Annotated in this window: 21 protein-coding genes and 1 pseudogene; 9 read left to right on the top strand and 13 right to left on the bottom strand. The window is 73.1% G+C overall.

The window, feature by feature from the left end:
- Window positions 1–71: 71 nt before the first annotated feature.
- The 5 genes and pseudogenes from ACNAW0_RS13335 to ACNAW0_RS13355 all read right to left on the bottom strand — a co-directional run.
- Window positions 72–158 (bottom strand): annotated as a pseudogene (locus tag ACNAW0_RS13335) (PPOX class F420-dependent oxidoreductase); the annotation flags it as partial.
- Between the two features lie 11 nt (window positions 159–169).
- Window positions 170–1,195 (bottom strand): aspartate-semialdehyde dehydrogenase, encoded by a 1,026-nt coding sequence (locus tag ACNAW0_RS13340; protein ID WP_416288138.1) that lies wholly within the window; start codon window positions 1,193–1,195, stop codon window positions 170–172.
- A 274-nt stretch (window positions 1,196–1,469) separates the two neighbouring features.
- Window positions 1,470–2,816 (bottom strand): M16 family metallopeptidase, encoded by a 1,347-nt coding sequence (locus ACNAW0_RS13345; RefSeq protein ID WP_416288139.1) that lies wholly within the window; start codon window positions 2,814–2,816, stop codon window positions 1,470–1,472.
- The gene (locus ACNAW0_RS13350) at window positions 2,813–4,105 is read right to left on the bottom strand and encodes a M16 family metallopeptidase (RefSeq protein ID WP_416288140.1); all 1,293 of its coding nucleotides are present in this window, start codon (window positions 4,103–4,105) and stop codon (window positions 2,813–2,815) included. Before ACNAW0_RS13350 ends, ACNAW0_RS13345 begins: the two co-directional genes overlap by 4 nt.
- A gap of 93 nt (window positions 4,106–4,198) precedes the next feature.
- Window positions 4,199–4,411: a hypothetical protein gene (locus tag ACNAW0_RS13355; protein WP_416288141.1), complete on the bottom strand. Its 213-nt coding sequence runs from the start codon at window positions 4,409–4,411 to the stop codon at window positions 4,199–4,201.
- A 257-nt stretch (window positions 4,412–4,668) separates the two neighbouring features.
- Here ACNAW0_RS13355 and ACNAW0_RS13360 point away from each other — a divergent pair, with 257 nt between their 5' ends.
- From ACNAW0_RS13360 to ACNAW0_RS13370, 3 genes are all read left to right on the top strand, one after another.
- A complete protein-coding gene (locus ACNAW0_RS13360) occupies window positions 4,669–5,754 on the top strand; it encodes a 3-deoxy-7-phosphoheptulonate synthase (protein WP_416288142.1) in 1,086 nt (361 codons plus the stop codon).
- Window positions 5,755–5,856: 102 nt separating this feature from the next.
- Window positions 5,857–6,081, top strand: coding sequence for a hypothetical protein (locus ACNAW0_RS13365; RefSeq protein ID WP_416288143.1), 225 nt, complete (start codon window positions 5,857–5,859; stop codon window positions 6,079–6,081).
- Between the two features lie 70 nt (window positions 6,082–6,151).
- Window positions 6,152–6,364, top strand: a complete 213-nt coding sequence (locus ACNAW0_RS13370) for a hypothetical protein (RefSeq protein WP_416288144.1) — start codon at window positions 6,152–6,154, stop codon at window positions 6,362–6,364.
- Window positions 6,365–6,414: 50 nt separating this feature from the next.
- On the opposite strand, the gene ACNAW0_RS13375 is transcribed toward ACNAW0_RS13370, so the two are convergent.
- The 3 genes from ACNAW0_RS13375 to ACNAW0_RS13385 are packed head-to-tail and all read right to left on the bottom strand — an operon-like array spanning window position 6,415 to window position 7,634.
- Window positions 6,415–6,954, bottom strand: coding sequence for a DUF1360 domain-containing protein (locus ACNAW0_RS13375; RefSeq protein ID WP_416288145.1), 540 nt, complete (start codon window positions 6,952–6,954; stop codon window positions 6,415–6,417).
- A 33-nt stretch (window positions 6,955–6,987) separates the two neighbouring features.
- Complete coding sequence (locus tag ACNAW0_RS13380) at window positions 6,988–7,314, bottom strand: hypothetical protein (protein WP_416288199.1); 327 nt, start codon at window positions 7,312–7,314, stop codon at window positions 6,988–6,990.
- 2 nt (window positions 7,315–7,316) lie between these two features.
- The gene (locus ACNAW0_RS13385; protein ID WP_416288146.1) at window positions 7,317–7,634 is read right to left on the bottom strand and encodes a DUF6158 family protein; all 318 of its coding nucleotides are present in this window, start codon (window positions 7,632–7,634) and stop codon (window positions 7,317–7,319) included.
- Window positions 7,635–7,755: 121 nt separating this feature from the next.
- Between ACNAW0_RS13385 and ACNAW0_RS13390 the strand changes: the two genes are divergently transcribed.
- Together ACNAW0_RS13390 and ACNAW0_RS13395 are read left to right on the top strand one after the other, a co-directional pair.
- Window positions 7,756–8,175, top strand: a complete 420-nt coding sequence (locus ACNAW0_RS13390; RefSeq protein WP_416288147.1) for a hypothetical protein — start codon at window positions 7,756–7,758, stop codon at window positions 8,173–8,175.
- Between the two features lie 26 nt (window positions 8,176–8,201).
- Window positions 8,202–8,531, top strand: coding sequence for a DUF3817 domain-containing protein (locus ACNAW0_RS13395; protein WP_416288148.1), 330 nt, complete (start codon window positions 8,202–8,204; stop codon window positions 8,529–8,531).
- A 92-nt stretch (window positions 8,532–8,623) separates the two neighbouring features.
- Here the strand turns inward: ACNAW0_RS13395 and ACNAW0_RS13400 are convergent, their stop codons facing one another.
- Window positions 8,624–9,145, bottom strand: coding sequence for a DUF6232 family protein (locus ACNAW0_RS13400; RefSeq protein WP_416288149.1), 522 nt, complete (start codon window positions 9,143–9,145; stop codon window positions 8,624–8,626).
- Between the two features lie 501 nt (window positions 9,146–9,646).
- Here ACNAW0_RS13400 and ACNAW0_RS13405 point away from each other — a divergent pair.
- Window positions 9,647–10,615 (top strand): NlpC/P60 family protein, encoded by a 969-nt coding sequence (locus ACNAW0_RS13405; protein ID WP_416288150.1) that lies wholly within the window; start codon window positions 9,647–9,649, stop codon window positions 10,613–10,615.
- Window positions 10,616–10,702: 87 nt separating this feature from the next.
- On the opposite strand, the gene ACNAW0_RS13410 is transcribed toward ACNAW0_RS13405, so the two are convergent.
- From ACNAW0_RS13410 to ACNAW0_RS13420, 3 genes are all read right to left on the bottom strand, one after another.
- Entirely contained in the window at window positions 10,703–11,692 is a 990-nt protein-coding gene (locus tag ACNAW0_RS13410) for an RNA polymerase sigma factor RpoD/SigA (protein ID WP_416288200.1), read from the bottom strand.
- A gap of 440 nt (window positions 11,693–12,132) precedes the next feature.
- Window positions 12,133–13,080, bottom strand: a complete 948-nt coding sequence (locus ACNAW0_RS13415; RefSeq protein ID WP_416288151.1) for an N-acetylmuramic acid 6-phosphate etherase — start codon at window positions 13,078–13,080, stop codon at window positions 12,133–12,135.
- The gene (locus ACNAW0_RS13420) at window positions 13,077–13,991 is read right to left on the bottom strand and encodes a MurR/RpiR family transcriptional regulator (RefSeq protein WP_416288152.1); all 915 of its coding nucleotides are present in this window, start codon (window positions 13,989–13,991) and stop codon (window positions 13,077–13,079) included. The genes ACNAW0_RS13415 and ACNAW0_RS13420 overlap by 4 nt, the downstream gene beginning before the upstream one ends.
- A 307-nt stretch (window positions 13,992–14,298) precedes the next feature.
- Between ACNAW0_RS13420 and ACNAW0_RS13425 the strand changes: the two genes are divergently transcribed.
- Window positions 14,299–14,988 (top strand): SDR family NAD(P)-dependent oxidoreductase, encoded by a 690-nt coding sequence (locus ACNAW0_RS13425; RefSeq protein WP_416288153.1) that lies wholly within the window; start codon window positions 14,299–14,301, stop codon window positions 14,986–14,988.
- Here ACNAW0_RS13425 and ACNAW0_RS13430 read toward each other — a convergent pair.
- The gene (locus tag ACNAW0_RS13430; protein ID WP_416288154.1) at window positions 14,973–15,683 is read right to left on the bottom strand and encodes a dTMP kinase; all 711 of its coding nucleotides are present in this window, start codon (window positions 15,681–15,683) and stop codon (window positions 14,973–14,975) included. The two genes, ACNAW0_RS13425 and ACNAW0_RS13430, sit on opposite strands and share 16 nt — an antisense overlap.
- On the opposite strand from ACNAW0_RS13430, the gene ACNAW0_RS13435 reads away from it, so the two are divergent.
- Together ACNAW0_RS13435 and ACNAW0_RS13440 are read left to right on the top strand one after the other, a co-directional pair.
- Window positions 15,619–16,416, top strand: a complete 798-nt coding sequence (locus ACNAW0_RS13435; protein ID WP_416288155.1) for a nucleotidyltransferase family protein — start codon at window positions 15,619–15,621, stop codon at window positions 16,414–16,416. The genes ACNAW0_RS13430 and ACNAW0_RS13435 overlap by 65 nt on opposite strands.
- Window positions 16,413–16,682 carry a hypothetical protein gene (locus ACNAW0_RS13440; protein ID WP_416288156.1) on the top strand — a complete coding sequence of 90 codons (270 nt, stop codon included), beginning with the start codon at window positions 16,413–16,415 and terminating at the stop codon, window positions 16,680–16,682. The genes ACNAW0_RS13435 and ACNAW0_RS13440 overlap by 4 nt, the downstream gene beginning before the upstream one ends.
- Window positions 16,683–16,687 lie beyond the last annotated feature (5 nt).

The following is a 16,687-nucleotide window of genomic DNA, read 5'->3' on the forward strand; positions in this document are numbered from 1 at the left end:
ACCGGTGTCGGCACGCACCGCCGTCTACCCGCCGGCCCGCCCGGGGTAACCCGGGCCGGGTTCAGCGGTGGTCAGCGACGCGGGGGCGCGCCGTGGACGCGCTCGACGTGCAGCCGCGGCACGAGCCGGCGCTCGGCGACCATGGCTCGCCGGAAGTCGCCGGAGGGGGTCAGCGGCTCTCGGCGGCGACCAACTCGGCGAGCTGGACGGCGTTGAGCGCGGCACCCTTGCGCAGGTTGTCGTTGGCGCAGAAGAGGGCCAGGCCGTGCTCGACGGTCTCGTCGGCCCGGATCCGCCCCACGTACGTCGGGTCCTGGCCGGCTGCCTCGAGCGGGGTCGGCACGTCGGCCAGCGCCACACCCGGCGCGCCGTCGAGCAGCTCGCGGGCGCGGGCCGGGGTGATCGGGCGGGCGAAGCGGGCGTTGAGCTGGAGCGAGTGCCCGGTGAAGACCGGCACCCGGACGCAGGTGCCGGAGACCTTCAGCCCGGGGATCTCCAGGATCTTGCGGCTCTCGTTGCGCAGCTTCTGCTCCTCGTCGGTCTCGAGGGAGCCGTCGTCGACGATCGAGCCCGCCAGCGGGAGCACGTTGAAGGCGATCGGCCGGGCGAACGAGCGCGGCGCGGGGAATTCGACGGCCGACCCGTCGAAGGTGAGCCCGGTGGCGTGCTCGGCGACCTTGCGGACCTGCTCGTCCAGCTCGGCCACGCCGGCCAGGCCGGCGCCGGACACCGCCTGATAGGTGGCGACGACCAGGCTGACCAGTTCGGCCTCCTGGTGCAGCGGACGCAGCACCGGCATCGCGGCCATGGTGGTGCAGTTCGGGTTGGCCACGATGCCCTTCGGCCGGTCCGCGATGGCGTGCGGGTTGACCTCGGCGACGACCAGCGGCACCTGGGGATCCATCCGGAAAGCCGACGAGTTGTCGATGACCACCGCACCGGCCTCGGCGACCCGGGACGCCAACTCCCGGGCGGTGCCCTTGCCCGCCGAGAAGAGCACGATGTCCAGCCCGCGGTAGTCGGCGGTGGCCGCGTCCTCGACGGTGACCTCGCCGTCCCGCCAGGGCAGGGTGCGCCCGGCCGACCGCGCCGAGGCGAACAACCGCACCTGCTCCGCCGGGAACTCGCGCTCCGCCAGCACCTGCCGCATCACGCCACCGACCTGGCCGGTGGCTCCCACAATGCCGATCCTCATGCCCGCGAGGCTACCCAGCCGGGCGGCCCGGCCGGCACGCCTTTCCCACCGCGCGGGCGCCACGCCTCCCGATTGCCGGCCGTACCACCTGCAGCGACAGCGCTCCGGGAGCGCTCGGCCCGGAAGATCACCCGCCGTCGGCCCGCTCCGCCGGAGCATCCGCGCACCGGCCCGGAGGCCCGCCGGCGACCGGACGCGACCGAAATCACACCCGCTGGCGCGGCCCCGGCCCGGAGGCCGTACCCGGAGCCGTGCCGGCGCGGGCGGCGGACCTTCAGGGGGTGTGGTTGACGACCTCGCCCAGGCCGGTGGCGACCAGTTCGTCCCGGATGACCGCCGAGTCGCCCTCCACCACCAGGGTGAGCGACTCCGGGTGCAGGTGCGCCGCGGCCGCCGCGGAGACCTGCTCCACGTCGGCGGCGAGCAGCGACTCGCGCAGCCGGGCGTGGTAGTCGTCCGGCAGGTCGTGTACCACCAGGGTGGTCAGCGCCGACGCGATCGCCCGCGGGGTCTGCAACTCGACCGAGAGCTGGCCGGCCCGCCACGAGCGGGCCACCGCCAGCTCCTCCTCGGTCACCCCGGTCATCTGGGTACGCGAGACCTCGCCGACCGACTCCACCAGGGCCGGCGCGGTCACCGCGGTCTGCACCCCGGAGCTGATCGCGAAGCGGCCGAACCGGCGGGACGAGGCGAAGTCGCCCCGGATGCCGTACGTGTAGCCGTGCACCTCGCGGATCAGGTGGTTGAGCCGGGAGGTGAACGCCCCGCCGAGCACCGTTCCGGCGAGCGTCGTCGGCACGTGGTCCGGGTGGGCGCGGTGCGGGGACGGGTGCCCGAGGCGGAGCGTGGACTGCACCGAGCCGGGGCGGTCGACCAGGATGATCCGCCGCTGGTCGTGCAGCGGCACCTCGATCGGGCCGCCCTTCTCCACCGGCCCGCCGGCGGTGCCGGCGAACGCCGCCGCGCCCAGCGCGTCCAGGTCGACCCGGTCCAGGTCGCCCACGACGATCAGCGTCCCCGGGCGGATGAACCACTCCGAGTGGAAGACGGTCACGTCGTCCACGTCGAGGGCGGCCACGCTGTCCGGGTCGCCGTACATCGGGCGGCCCCAGCGGTTGCCGGCGCCGAACAGGTCGGCGCGCAGCGCGGCGTCGGCCCGGGGACCGGGGTTGGCCCAGTCCATCCGCAGCGCGGTCACCTCGTCGTCGCGGACCCGAAGCACGTCGGCGGGGTCGAGCTTCGGGGTGCGTACGGCCTCGGCGAGCAGCGCCACGGCCGTGCTCAGCCGGTCCACCGGCACCTGCACGCTGACCTGGAAGGAGTCCCAGTCCAGCCCGGTCACCAGCTCGGTGCCGAGCGCCTCGATCGCCAGCGCGTACGCGGTGGCGTCGCGCTGTGCGGTGCCTTCCTCCAGGGCCTTGGCGAGCACCGCGCCCAGCCCCTCCTTGCCGACCGGCTCCCGGCCGGCGCCCCCGTCGAGGAGCAGCAGCGCGACCGCGAGGTTCTGCCCGGGCAGGTGCGCGGCGACGACCTGCCCGCCGGCGACGGCCCGGCGGACCACCTGCGGGAACCGGTACGGGCGGGCGGCACCCGGCCCGGGACGGGTGGTGATCAGCGTCATGACTTCTCCTCGGGCTGGTAGCTCAGGGTCACCCGGTCGGCGGCGCCGAGCAGCTCGGCGGCCTGCTCGGCGATCTGCTCGGCGGTGACGGCGAGCCAGGCGGGCAGCCGCTCGCCGGCCTTCGCCGGGTCACCGAACTGGGTGGCGTACCGGCCCAGCGTGTCGGCCCGTCCGTCCACCGTGGACATCTGCCGCCACCACAGGGTGCTCAGCAGCGCCTTGGCGCGGTCCAGCTCGGCAGCGGTCACCGGCACGGTGGCCAGCTCGTCGACCACCTCGGCCAACCCGTCGCGCAGCCGCTCGGCGGTTACCCCGGGACGGGCCGTGACGGTGGCGATCAGCGGGGCCGGACCGTGCGCCAGGTCCACCCCGTACGCCCCGACCAGGTCCGGCTGGGCGATCCGCTCCCCGTCGGCGAGGCGCTGGTAGAGCCGGCTGCCCCGGCCGCTGCCCAGGACGGCGGCGAGCACGGTGGTGACGTCGTACCCGGGGGTGCCGAACGGGTGGGTGCGGTGTGCGACGTACACCCGGGGGGCGGGCACGTCGGCGGTGACGGTGTCCACCGCCGGCCGCCCGGTCGCCGGCACGGTGCGTCCGTCCGGCGCGGCCGGAATCTCGGCGCGGGGCGGGACGGCGCTGAAGTATTTGTCGGCCAGCGCGAACACCTCGCTGGCCGTGGTGTCGCCGACCACGGTGAGCACCGCGTTGTTCGGCGCGTACCAGGTCGTGTGGAACGCCTGGAAGGTGGGCAGGTCGGCGGCGTTCAGGTCGGCCATCGACCCGATCGTCGCGTGGTGATAGGGGTGGCCGGGCGGGTAGAGCAGCGGCAGCAGCCGCAGCCAGGCATCGCCGTACGGAACGTTCTCGTACCGCTGGCGGCGCTCGTTCTTGACCACGTCCCGCTGGTTGTCCAGCGTCTCCTGGGTCAGCGCCGGCACCAGACCGCCCATCCGGTCGGCCTCCAGCCAGAGCGCCAGCTCCAGATGTTCGGCCGGGACGGTCTCGAAGTAGTTGGTCCGGTCCGGGTTGGTGGTGGCGTTCAGCGAACCGCCGGATCCCTGGACGAGCCGCATGTGCTCGGTCTTCGCCACGTTCACCGAGCCCTCGAACATGAGGTGCTCGAAGAGGTGGGCGAAGCCGGTCTGTCCCTCCGGTTCGTGCCGGGAGCCCACGTCGTACCAGAGGTTGACGGCGACGGCGGGGGCGGTACGGTCCTCGCTCACCACCACGCGTAGGCCGTTGTCCAGTCGGGTCGTCTCGATCGGCCAGGGGTAACCGCTGTCGGGCATGGCACGACGCTATCCGATCTCGCGGTCGGAAAGGTGACGAGCGGGGAGCATCCTCGGCCCGTGCCGCTTCGCGCCGGGCCCGCGGCGGTCCGCTCAGTCCGGCGGCTCGCTCGGGGTCACGGTCTGGTCCGACGTGCGGTGCTCCAGGGTGGTGTCCTGGGCCACGTTGGTGTCCTCCCGGATGTCGGATTCGGTGAGGATCGCGTCGGCCTGGGCCTCCGGGTTCTCGCTGCCCGCCGCGGCCTCCTCGGGCAGCAGGCGGGCGCGGGACTCGATTCGCTCCTGGTCACTCTGCTCCTGGCTCATGCCGTCCACATACCCCGCGTACCGCAATGCGGAACGGAGCGGGACTTCCCCGTCGCCGTCGGGGTACGCTGGCCCGCGTGACGTGGTCGTATCGATGGTTTAGGCAGCCGGCTGGAGGAGCCGGTGACCTCACCATGAGCTGACGTCACTCCTCTTCGAGCCGGCCGGGCAGGGATCGTTCCCTGCCCTTCGCGTACGAGCAGCCGGCTCGGCCCCGGGCGCCGGCCCCGGGCACGGTCGGCGGAAGGAACCCCACCGTGACGACCCCGGACGCCCATCGGGTCATCGACCAGCGGATCGACCGTGTCGTGCCGCTGACCACCCCGGCCCTGCTGCACCACCATCTGCCGCTGGACGCGCCGCTCGCCGAGGCCGTGGTGGCCGGCCGGCGCGCCGTCGGCCGGGTGCTGGACCGCACCGACGACCGGCTGCTGGTCGTGGTCGGCCCCTGCTCGGTGCACGACCCCGCCGCCGCGCTCGAGTACGCGGGCCGGCTGCGCGAGGCCGCCGACCGGCTCGCCGACGACCTGCTGGTGGTGATGCGGGTCTACTTCGAGAAGCCACGCTCGACGGTGGGCTGGAAGGGCCTGATCAACGACCCGGGGCTGGACGGATCGGGCGACGTCAACACCGGCCTGCGTACCGCCCGGGCGCTCCTGCTCGACGTGCTGCGCCTCGGCCTGCCTGTGGGCTGCGAGTTCCTCGACCCGATCACCCCGCAGTACATCGCCGACACGGTGGCCTGGGGGGCGATCGGCGCCCGCACGGTGGAGAGCCAGGTGCACCGACAGCTCGCCTCCGGCCTGTCCATGCCGATCGGCATGAAGAACCGCCCCGACGGCAGCATCTCCACCGCGGTGGACGCGATCCGGGCGGCCGGCGTGCCCCACGTCTTCCCCGGCATCGACGTCTCCGGCACCCCGGCGATCATGCACACCCGAGGCAACGCCGATGGGCACCTGGTGCTGCGCGGCGGGGGCGGCCGGCCGAACTACGACGCGGAGTCGGTGGGCGGCGCGCTCGACCTGCTGCGCGCGGCCGGGCTGCCCGAGCGGGTGGTGATCGACGCCAGCCACGCCAACAGCGGCAAGGACCACCGCAACCAGCCGCTGGTCGCCGCCGACGTGGCCGCGCAGCTCGCGGCCGGGCAGCGCGGCATCGTGGGCGTCATGCTGGAGAGCTTCCTTCAGCCCGGCCGCCAGGACCTCGACCCCACCCGGGAACTCGAGTACGGAAAGTCCATCACCGACGCCTGCATCGGCTGGGACGCCACCGTGCAGGTCCTCGCCGACCTGGCCCAGGCCGTCCGCACCCGCCGCGCCACCCTCCCCACCCCCGCCTGACCCCCCACCCCGCCACCCCCCACCCCCGCGGGCCACCCCCGCGGGGGCGGGGCGGCGGGGAGGGGACGTTTGACCGGTTCGGGCCCGGGTAGCTGATCGGGCGTGACCGACGACGCGCCCGTGACCGAGCAACCGGACATCCGGCTGCTCGACGAACTGCTCGACGACATCTACCACGGCCAGGAGCGGATCAGCCAGGCGGACATCTACCGCCGGGCGGTCGCCGCCGAACTCCCCGCGGAGCTGCTGGCCAGGATCGCCGCGCTCCCCCAAGGCGAGTACGCGGTCGACGAGGCGGCCGACCTGCTGGGTGGGACCGTGGGCTGATCCGTCCCCGGCCGCGGGCACGTGCGGCGGAGTGGGCCGAGCAGGGCAGTACGACGGAGAGGACACTGGGATGACCGACCGCGGCCAGAGGCAGCAGCACCACATCGAGGCGCTCGACCAGCCGCCGACGGCACCGGACCCGAACGCCAACCCGGACTTCGCCAGGGAGCACGAGGAGACGGCAGTCGCGGACGAGATCATCACCGGCGCGGACGAGGGTGAGCGGGAGCCCGAGGCGTCGCGCGGCTGGGCCGGCGAGGATCACGGCACCTGGGCGACCTGAGGCCCAGACACGGGAACGGGACCGCTGCGCCTGCGTCGCCCGTGCCCTGGTCACGTGCCGTCCGGTCCACCCTCGGCCGCCCGCTGGGCGATCGCGTACCCCATCTGCAGGAAGTCGGAGGCGCACACCGCGGTCAGCGCGGTGGCGACCAGCCGGGTCAGCCGCGGTGCCAGCACCAGCCCCCCGGTAAGCCCGGTGGCGACCCAGACCGCCAGGCAGAACGGGCAGCTCAACAGCTCACCGAGGGCGTGCCGGGTGGCGCTGCCCTGGTCGCGCACCTGCTCCATCACCTCACCGCTGCCGATCGGTCGGTCGTAGCGGGTGAACGGGGCCCGCAGCGGGCTGGTGATGGCGTCCTTGGACAGCAGCCGGCTGAGCTTGTGGGTCGCGACGCAGAGCAGCACCACGTCACCCGCCGCGGGCCGCTCCGGCACGGTGCGGCCGGTCGCCCTGACCAGGCCGACCAGTGACGCGGTGACCGTCACGTACGTGCCCATCGCCGCCAGGTAGCCGCCCAGCGGCCGGGACTCGTGCGGCGCGTACGCCTGGCGCAGGCGCGCCACCTTCTGCTTCAGCCCACTCCCGGTCACCGGGCCTCCTCGGTGCTCGTGGTGCGGCCGACCTCAGCCGGCCTGCAGGTTGTCTGCCACCTCGCGGGCGAGGTTGGTCAGGGTCTCCTCGGCCAGCCCGGCGACGTCCGCGCCGGCCAGATCCAGCCGGACCCGGGCGCCGCCGGCGTCGACCGATTCCACCCGGATCTCCGCCGACCAGTCCGGCGCCGAGTCGCTGTACCAGGTGGCCCGCATCTGCTCGATGCTGACCAGCTCCGGGCGGCGGCTGCCGTCCTGCCGGAGCGGCTCGGGCAGCCACGCCGCCGCCCGGTCCGGGTCGATGGCCGTGTTGAACACCACCTCGGGTGGTGCGGACATCCCCCGCTCGGCGTGCGCCACCATCAGGCGTCCCGCAGCCGGCTCGGGTCGACCTCCCGCCCCGGGTGCCGGGCGAGGTATTCGGTCTCCAGCTCGGCGGTGCGGCGCAGGTGGTTGGCGAGCGCCGAGTCGGTGGCGTGCCGCAGGGTGTCCAGCCGGGTCCGGTGCAGGCTCTGCATCTCCCGGATCAGGTCCTCGTCGCCCAGCTCGGCGGGGTCCACGCCGAGCATCTCGCCGTCGACGTCGCCGAGCACGGGGTCGGTCCCGGCCCGGTCGCCGCCCCACTCGGGTACCCGCTGCTCCGGGCTGGCCTCACCGGTCCGGCGTACTGATTCGGTCATCGTCGCCCCCTCGTCTCGTTCGGGCTGGCGTCTAGACGGATGCCCACCCGGGATGCCACCAAACCCCGGCACCTACGACACCGCGTCGGAGAGGGCGGCCGACCCCGGTACCCTCGATGGCATGAAACGGCTTTGGACACCGGCGTGGGTCGCCCGCCACGTGGCCATGGTCGTGCTGGTCGTGGGCTTCCTCGGGCTCGGCTGGTGGCAGGTCACCCGGGCCACCGAGGGCAACACGCTGAGCTTCGGGTACGCGATCGAGTGGCCGGTCTTCGCCGGCTTCGTGGTCTTCGTGTGGTGGCGGGAGGTGCGGCACACGCTGCGCCGCACGCGCGCGGAACGCCCGGCGCCGGCGCCGCCGGCGGCTGCCCGGTCCGAGCCGGCCACCGCCACCCCGGCGGTACGCCGACCCGTACGGGTCAGCCGCGTCCTGTCGGCGCCGGTGGCGGGTGCCGAGGACGGCGAGCTCGCCGAGTACAACCGCTACCTGTCATGGTTGAACGCCAACCCGGGCGCCAGGCCCGGCGACTATCCCGGCTGAGGGCCGGTTCGGAAGGACGGACGACGGTGGGCGGAGCCTTTACCCGGTACCGGGTGATCGCCTGGATCGTGGGCGTGGCGCTGGTGGTGCTGGTCCTGATCGGCATGCCGCTGAAGTACTTCTTCGACAACCGGAGCGTGGTGGCCGTGGTCGGCACCGCGCACGGCTGGCTCTACATGATCTATCTGGCCCTCACCTTCGACCTGTCGCGTCGGGCCGACTGGCCGCTGAAGCGGATGCTGCTGGTGATGCTGGCCGGCACCGTGCCGTTCGTCTCGTTCTACGCCGAGCGCCGGGTGACTCACTGGCTGGCCGACGCCGACCGGTCCCAGACCCCCGAGCCGGTCGCCGGCTGAGTCGGCCGGCGGGCCGCGGACCGGGCAGCTGAGCCAGCTGACCCGGCCGGTGCGAATCGGCGGCCGGCTCAGGCGTTTCCCGGCTGGCCAGGTCAGCGCCTCGGCCGCCACGGATCGGCGGAGGCCGGCGGGTCCGCCCAGCCGCCGTGGCGAGCACCCTCCCGGGCCCGCTGGAGGGCCCGGGTGACCTGGCCGAACTGCCGCTCGTCGTCGCTGCTGAACAACAGCACCTCGGCTCCCCGGTGCCGCCCCCACAGCTCGTACGCCCGGGGTCGCCAGCGGTCGCCGATCACCAGCAGCAACAGCGGCAGCAGACCGACCGCGCCCAGCGCCAGGTACGCGGTCGCGGTGAGCCGTTGCAGCCCGCCGGTGAAGCCGAGCAGCACCCCGACCGCGCCGATCAGGGCGGCGGTGACCACGACCGCCCGGCCGGCGAGCCGGTCGTGCGGCCCGCGGGTGGTCCAGAGCTGGGTGAGTTCGGCGACCGGCCAGCTGTTACGGCCGACGGTGAACCGTTCGCCGGTGACCACGATGCCCGGACGGGCGTAGAGCAGGGTCGGGGCGGTCGCCCGCGGCGGCCGGGGTGGGCGGGTGGTGGAGCCATCAGTCTGCACGGCGTCCTCCAGGGGATCGCGCGCCGGGTTCTCCGCGCCCTCGACGAGCTGCGAGGATGCTGCTTGGCGAGATTCCCGGCTCCGCGCTTCATTGTGTTGGGGCCATGCCAGCCCGGCCGGGTTTTCTGCCGCGCCCCCGCGGCGCTGCCGGCAAGGATCGCGCCGGAAACAGAGGCAATTTCTGCACTTATCGTGACTTGGCGGCGCGCTGCCTGGCGACATACGCCCAGAACGACGAATCGGGCCAGCCGTGCGATCCGCTCATTCGGCGCGGCCACCGGGATCCACGGGTGGCGAACCGGTCACAATTTGTCACCAGCATCGGCGGGCACTTCCTGACACTTTGCCAACATTCGCCCCGGCTTCAACTGCCAGTCACTTCCGCCACGGGTTACGTTGGGCAGGCCGGACCGGTTGATCGTCATCCACCCGGATGGCCCCGGCCCGGTGTCGCCGGGTGCCGTGCGCTCCCGGCGACCGTCGGAGAGGAGCTTTCCGCTCTTGTCGTCCTTACGGATCCTGCTGCGCTCGCTGGCGGTCGCCGGCCTCTCGGCCATGCTGATCGCCCCGGCGTCGGTGGCTCGGGCCGAGCCCACCCCCGCCGAGCTGACGAAGCAGATCGAGAAGTCCTCGACTGAGCTGGAGCGAATCGTCGAGTCCCACAACAAGCTCAACGAGGAGATCAAGGCCAACAAGGCCACCGCGGCCACGTTGCAGGCCCGGATCGGCCCGTTGCAGACGCGGGCCGAGCAGAGCCGCGCCGACGTCGGCGTACTCGCCGTCACCGCGTACAAGACCGGTGGGATGCGCACCGCCCGTGCCCTGCTCGAGCCGGGCGGGCAGACCTCGCTGCCGGAGCGGCTGGGCACTCTGGACCAGTTGACCCGCCAGCATCAGCAGGTCATCGACGGCTTCACCACGAGCCAGCGCAAGCTGATCAGCGAGAAGACCAGGCTCGACGCCACGCTGGCCAAGCAGGCCGCGCAGGCGAAGCAGCTCACCGCCGGCAAGAAGAAGATCGAGGCGGACCTGGCCCGCCTCTACGAGCTGCGCCGGCAGGCCTACGGGCGGGCCACCGAGGCGCCGGTGAAGGCCAGCTCCGCCGGCAGCCCCCCGGCCATCTCCGGCTCCGCGGGAGTGGCCGTGCGGTACGCGTACGGTGTGGTCGGCAAGCCGTACGTCTACGGGGCCGACGGCCCCAGCGGCTACGACTGCTCCGGGCTCACCCTCGCTGCCTGGCGGGCGGCCGGAAAGTCGTTGCCGCACAACGCGGCGATGCAGTGGGACGCCACCAGCCGGATCAGTCGCAGCTCCCTGCAACCCGGTGACCTGGTCTTCTATTCAGGCCTCGGCCACGTGGCGCTCTACGTGGGCAGCGGTCAGATCATCGACGCGCCCAGCGCGGGCCGCAACGTCAGCAAGCGGGGCATGAACATCATGTCCATCGCCGGCTACGGCCGGGTGCGCTGACCCGAAGAGCCCGCGCGGGCTCTTCGACGGCGAACGGCCGGCGTCCCCCTATCGGACGCCGGCCGTTCGTTCGTCATTACTACCAGCTCAGGCCGCCTGGAGCCCCTCGGCCCGGGCCAGCTCACGGAGCCGGCCGAGGGCCTGGATCTCCAGCTGGCGGATCCGCTCGCGGGAGAGCGAGAACCGCGAGGCGACCTCGGTCAGCGAATGCTCCCGGCCGTCCTCCAGGCCGTAGCGGGCCCGCATGATGCCGGCCGAACGGTCGTCGAGGTGGTTGAGCAGACCCTCGATCCGCTGCCGCTCCAGGCCGGTGAGGACGATGTCCTCCGGCGACGGGGCGTCGGTGTCGGCGACCAGGTCGCCGAGGTTGGTGTCCCCGTCGTCGCCCACCGGGGTGTCCAGCGAGACGGTGTCCTGCGACCAGCGGACCAGCTCGCTGACCCGCTCGACAGTGACGCCGAGCGCCGCCGCGATCTGCTCCGGCTCCGGGTCGGTGCCCAGCTCGCGGGTGAGCTGCCGGGTCACGTTCCGCATCCGGTTGACGTCCTCCACCAGGTGCACGGGCAGCCGTACGGTCCGCTCCTGCTGGGCGATCGCCCGGCTGATGGCCTGACGGATCCACCAGGTCGCGTAGGTGGAGAACTTGTAGCCGCGCTCGTAGTCGAACTTCTCGACCGCCCGGACCAGGCCGGTGTTGCCCTCCTGGATCAGGTCCAGCATGGGCATCCCGGAGCGCACGTAGCGGCGGGCGATCGAGACGACCAGTCGCAGGTTGGCGCGGATGAAGAGATCCTTCGCACGCTCACCCTCGACGACCAGCCGCTCCAGCTCCTCCCGCTCGACACCGGCCGGGACGCGGTCCTCGCCAAGCAGGTGCTCGGCGTAGAGCCCGGCCTCGATGGCCTTCGAGAGGTCGACCTCCTTGGCGGCGTCAAGCAGCGGCGTCCGGGAGATCTCGTGCAGGTAGACGCCGACCAGGTCCCGCTCCTCGGCGACCTCGTCGGTACGCATGCCGATGTTCTTGTCCACGATTGCCACGGTCCCCTCGCTCGCGCCGGTTGCCCGGTTCCTTGCCATCCCCACGTCCATCAGCCCTCCCCGTAAACCTCCGCTGTGCCCGTCGGTGCTGACACCTACACAACAGATGGGACGCGTCGGGGATTCCATGTCGTGAGTCGAAACTGTCACGAATGCCTGAGTAGTAGCTGAGAGGCCGGTCCATGTTTGCTGTCAGGACCCCTGCTCGGGCGCCTCGCGTACGCCCTGCTCAACAGGCGGCCGGAGCAGCGGACCCGCCCTCCGCCAGGGAATCGCACCATTGCGAATTCCATGAACACAGCGACCCGCGTCACCGCGACCTTGCGATCCTGGTCACTGCGAGATACGCGTCAGCGGACCGGGCGGTTCAGTCACGGGTGAGGATTACCCCACCCCCAGATGAACAATCCGCAGCGCGGAAGGCGTCCCGGCCACGGCGTGACGTGCGTCGCAGCGGGCGGCTCGCCCCGCCGGGCGGGTCAGGAGGCGAGCAGGGCCAGCGCGCCGCGTACCTGGTCGGCGGAGCGGGCCAGGGCGGCCCGGGCGGCGGCGACCTCCGCGCCCGACACCAGCGAGACCAGTGCGGTCTTGAGGTCGCCGTCGGCCTCCTGCAGCGCGGCCTGGCAGACCTCCTCGGCGCAGCCGGTGGCCTCCATCAGGATCGAGATCATCCGGCCGCGCAGCTTGGCGTTGGTGGCGACCATGTCGATCATGAGGTTCGAGTAGACCCGGCCGAGGCGCACCATCACGGCCGTGGAAAACGTGTTGAGCACCAGCTTCTGCGCGGTGCCCGCCTTCATCCGGGTCGAGCCGGTGACCACCTCGGGTCCGGTGTCCACCCCGATGAAGACGTCCACCGACGAGGCGGCGTCGGCCTCCGGATTGGCGCACAGCAGCACGGTCGAGGCGCCCTGCGCCCGGGACGCGGCGAGCGCCCCCAGAACGTACGGGGTGCGTCCGCTGGCGGCCAACCCGACCACCAGGTCGCCGGGGCGTACGCAATCGGCGGCCTCGGCGACACCGGCGCGGTCGTCGTCCTCGGCGTCCTCCACGGCCCGCCACATGGCGTCCGGGCCACCGGCGAGGTGGGCGCAGAACCAGTGCCCCGGCGAGTTGAAGGTGGGCGCGAGCTCGGCGGCGTCCAGCACGCCGAGCCGGCCGGAGGTGCCGGCCCCGAAGTAGTGCACCCGGTGCTCGCCGCGCAACGCGGCGACCGCCAGGTCGACGGTCTCCGCGATCTCGTCGAGGACGGCGGCCACCGCGGCCGGCACCCGCCGGTCCGCCTCGTTGATGACGGTCAGCACGTCCCGGGTTGACATCAGGTCGAGGTCGACGCTGTCCGGGTTGCGGCGTTCGGTGGGTGCGCCCACCCGCACCACGGGCCGCACCGCGGCTACCTCGTCCCGCTCCACCCGGCCGGTCGTCATGCCCGCCTCCGCCCGGCGCCCACCCGGTGCGACCGGACGGCCTCGGCGGTCGTCTCGAGAGCCTTCCTGGTCCTGGCCCGGCTCCGCGCGGCCACCCCGACGAAGAGGCAGTCGACCACGGTGAGCTGGGCGAGCCGGCTGGCCGTCGCGCCGGAGCGGTACGTGGTCTCCCGGGCGGCCGTCGTGAGCACGAAGTCGGCGACCTCGGTGATCGGCGAGCGCGGGAAGTTGGTCAGCGCGACAGTGGTGGCGCCCCGCGCCCGGGCCTGCTCCAGCACCTCGATGACATCCAGGGTGGTGCCGGTGTGCGAGATGCCCACCGCGACGTCGCCCCGGCCCAGCAGGGCCGCCGAGGTGAGCGCGGTGTGCACGTCGGGGAAGTAAAAGGCGGTCCGGCCGATGCGGTGCAGCTTCTGCTGGAAGTCGGAGGCGACGAAGCCGCTGGCGCCGGCGCCGTAGACGTCGATCCGGCCGGCCGCGCCGATCGCCTCGACCACCTGCTCGCAGACGGCCGGGTCGAGCTGCTCGGCCGTCTCCTCGACGGCCCGCGCGTCGTTGAACGCGATGGTCGCGATAATCTGCGCCAGGTCAGCGCCGGGCGGGATGTCCCCGCCGACCACCCGCGCGTCGGGCGGCTCGACCCGGCGGGCGGCCTCGGCGGCGAGCCGGATGCGCAGCTGTGGGTAGCCGTCCATGCCGACCGACCGGCAGAACCGGATGACGGTGGCCTCCGAGGTCTCGGCGGCGGTGGCGAGGTCGGTGATGGTGCGCCGGGCGGCGTCCGCCGGGTTGGCGACGACCAGCCGGGCGACCCGCTGTTCGGCCGGGGACAGCGACGGGAGCAGGCCACTGATGTGGACGATCAGTCCACCCGGCTCGTGACTCGCAGAAATCTTCGGACTCTTCGCCACGGATGAAACTTACTTTCACGAGGCGTGACCGTCAACCATCACGGCGCGTATCCGGAGCGTATCGGGAAAAGTACCGCCATCCGCGCGGGACGGTCACGGCGAGGGTCCCATTCCCGCAGCCCCGCCGCCTCCTCCGCACCGGTCGACTCGCCCACGCCGGCCGGCCACCTCCGCTGCCGTCGTACCGGTGGAACCGGCCGGACGGACCGGGCGGGACCACCGGACGGATGGCCCGTGACCGGCCAGCATCGACGCGGCCGGATCGCCCCGGCGATCGCGGGACGGGACGGGCGGCTAGCGTGTGCCCATGGCGGAGCGCACGGTGCTGGTAACCGGAGGCACGGGCGGGCTGGGCGGCGCGGTCACCGCGGCCTTCCTGAAGGCCGGCTGGCGGGTGGTCGTACCCGAACGGGAGCGCGGCGCGACGGCGCCCGCGCCGTCCGGACCGGTCCGGGTCACTGCGGATCTGCTGGAACCCGCCGGGGCCGCGCACGCGGTGGCGGCGGCCACCGCCGAGCCGGCGGCGCCGTTGCGCGCGGTGGTCAACCTGGTCGGGGGGTACGCCAGCGGCGGCCCGGTGCACGAGACCCCGGTCGAGGAGTTCGACCGGATGCTGCGGATCAATTTGCGCCCGACGTACCTGGTCACCCAGGCGGCGCTGCCGCACCTGGTGGCGGCCGGCGGCGGCGCGGTGGTCTGCGTCTCGGCGCGGGCCGCGGTGACGCCCTTCCCCGGCGCGGCCGGCTACGTCACGGCCAAGGCGGCGGTGCTCGCGTTCGCCAACGCGGTCGCGGTCGAGTACCGCCAGCACGGGATCCGGTGCAACACGGTGCTGCCGAGCGTCATCGACACCCCGGCCAACCGGGCCGCGCAGCCGGACGCCGACCACCAGCGCTGGGTGCCGCCCGCTGAGATCGCCGAGGTGATCCGCTTCCTGGCTTCCGACGATTCCGCCCCGACCAGCGGGGCGAGCATCCCGGTCTACGGGCGGGCCTGAGGCGACAGCGGGCCACCGCGGCCCGCGCCGCCCGGTGGCCCGGCCGTCGACGACGGCGGGTCGTCGGGGAGCCACTCGGCGAGGTGGGCGCGGATCCGCCGGGACACCTCGTCCGGCGGGCCGTTCGCGTCGACCACCACGAAGTCGGCGTACTCGGGCAGCGCCCGGTAGGCGGTGGCGGCGGAGGTGAGCCACCGCATGCTCTCGTGGTCGGTGCCGCGCCGTTCGATCCGCCGGTACGCCTCCGCCGGGTCGACGGTGAGCAGGATGGTCACCCGGGGCGCGGGGAAGACCCGGTAACCGGCCCGGGCCAGCCGCTCCCAGCGCTGCCCACCGTGTACCCGGATGCTCGCGTACTGGCAGGCGGAGTAGCGGTCCATCACCGCCGTACGGCCAGTCACCAGGCAGCTCAGCAGCGCGAGGCCGATGGCGAGCCAGCGGAGCACCGACTCGACCGCGAGCAGCCCGTTGCGCCCGACGAGACGTTGGGCGTCCGGCCGGCCGAGCCGGTGAGCGAGCCGGCCGAGCCAGCGCCGGCCGCCGGCGTTGCGGTGGTAGGCAGCCGGGTGACCGGCGGCGGTAAGCGCCTCAGCGAGCCGGTGGGCCTGGGTGGTCTTGCCCGAGCCATCGATGCCGATCAGGGCAACGGTGCGCAGCCGGGGGCTGCCGCGACGCCCCCACAGTGACCTGGCCACCCTCCCGAGGCTATCCGACGCGCCCGCCCCTCAGGGGTTTGTCCGTTTCATCCCGGCCACGCCCGGGGCGCGCCGACAACAGGTGTGGCCGAACGGCTCGCCGGGTACGCAACTTCAATCCCACCGCCATCCACGACGACGGGAGACCCAGATGGCCGAGCGCGGGGACGAGACCCTGCTGCACACGCTCAAGAAGGTCGCCGCCGTGCTCAAGCAGTCCGAGATCCCCTTCGCGCTGGGCGGGAGCTTCGCCGTGTACGCCCACGGCGGCCATTCCAGCGAACACGACGTGGACTTCCTGATCCGGGCGCAGGACGTCGACCGGGCTCTGGAGGCGCTGGTCGAGGCCGGCTTCGCCGCCGAGCGCCCGCCCGAGGACTGGCTGGTCAAGGTCTACGACGAGGGGCGGATGGTGGACCTGATCCACCGGCCGATCGAGACCCCGGTGACGGAGGAGACCTTCGCGGACACCATCGTGCGTCCGGTCGACGCGATCCACATGCCGGTGCTCTCGGCCACCCAGCTGATGGTGCACAAGCTGCTCAGCTTCTCCCAGCACTACTGCGACTTCGCCCGCGCCCTGCCGCTCGCTCGCTCGCTGCGGGAACAGATCGACTGGGAACGGGTACGGAAGGAAACGCAGCACTCGCCGTACGCCGAGGCGTTCCTGGTGCTGCTCGACCGGCTGGACGTGCTGCCTGGCGGCCCGTCCGGTGGAAGGGAGACACCGTGACCGAGCAGCAGGGCGGCACCCCGCCGGACGCATACATCGAGGCGGAGATCCACCGCCTGTTGGCCGAGGACCCCTCCGTCGCCGAGCAGGGCATCACCGCGGTCCACCGCGAACGGGGCCTGGTGCTCTACGGCGAGGTGGAGAGCCCACACCGGCGCGAGGAGATCCTGCGTCGGGTCGCCGAACGCTTCCCCGACGTGCCGATCACCAGCGACATCGGGGTGATCCGTACGCAGGCGCCCAGCCAGGCCGAGGAGCTGCCGTAAGGGAG

Source organism: Micromonospora sp. SL1-18, assembly GCF_047921505.1.
Classification (GTDB): domain Bacteria; phylum Actinomycetota; class Actinomycetes; order Mycobacteriales; family Micromonosporaceae; genus Micromonospora.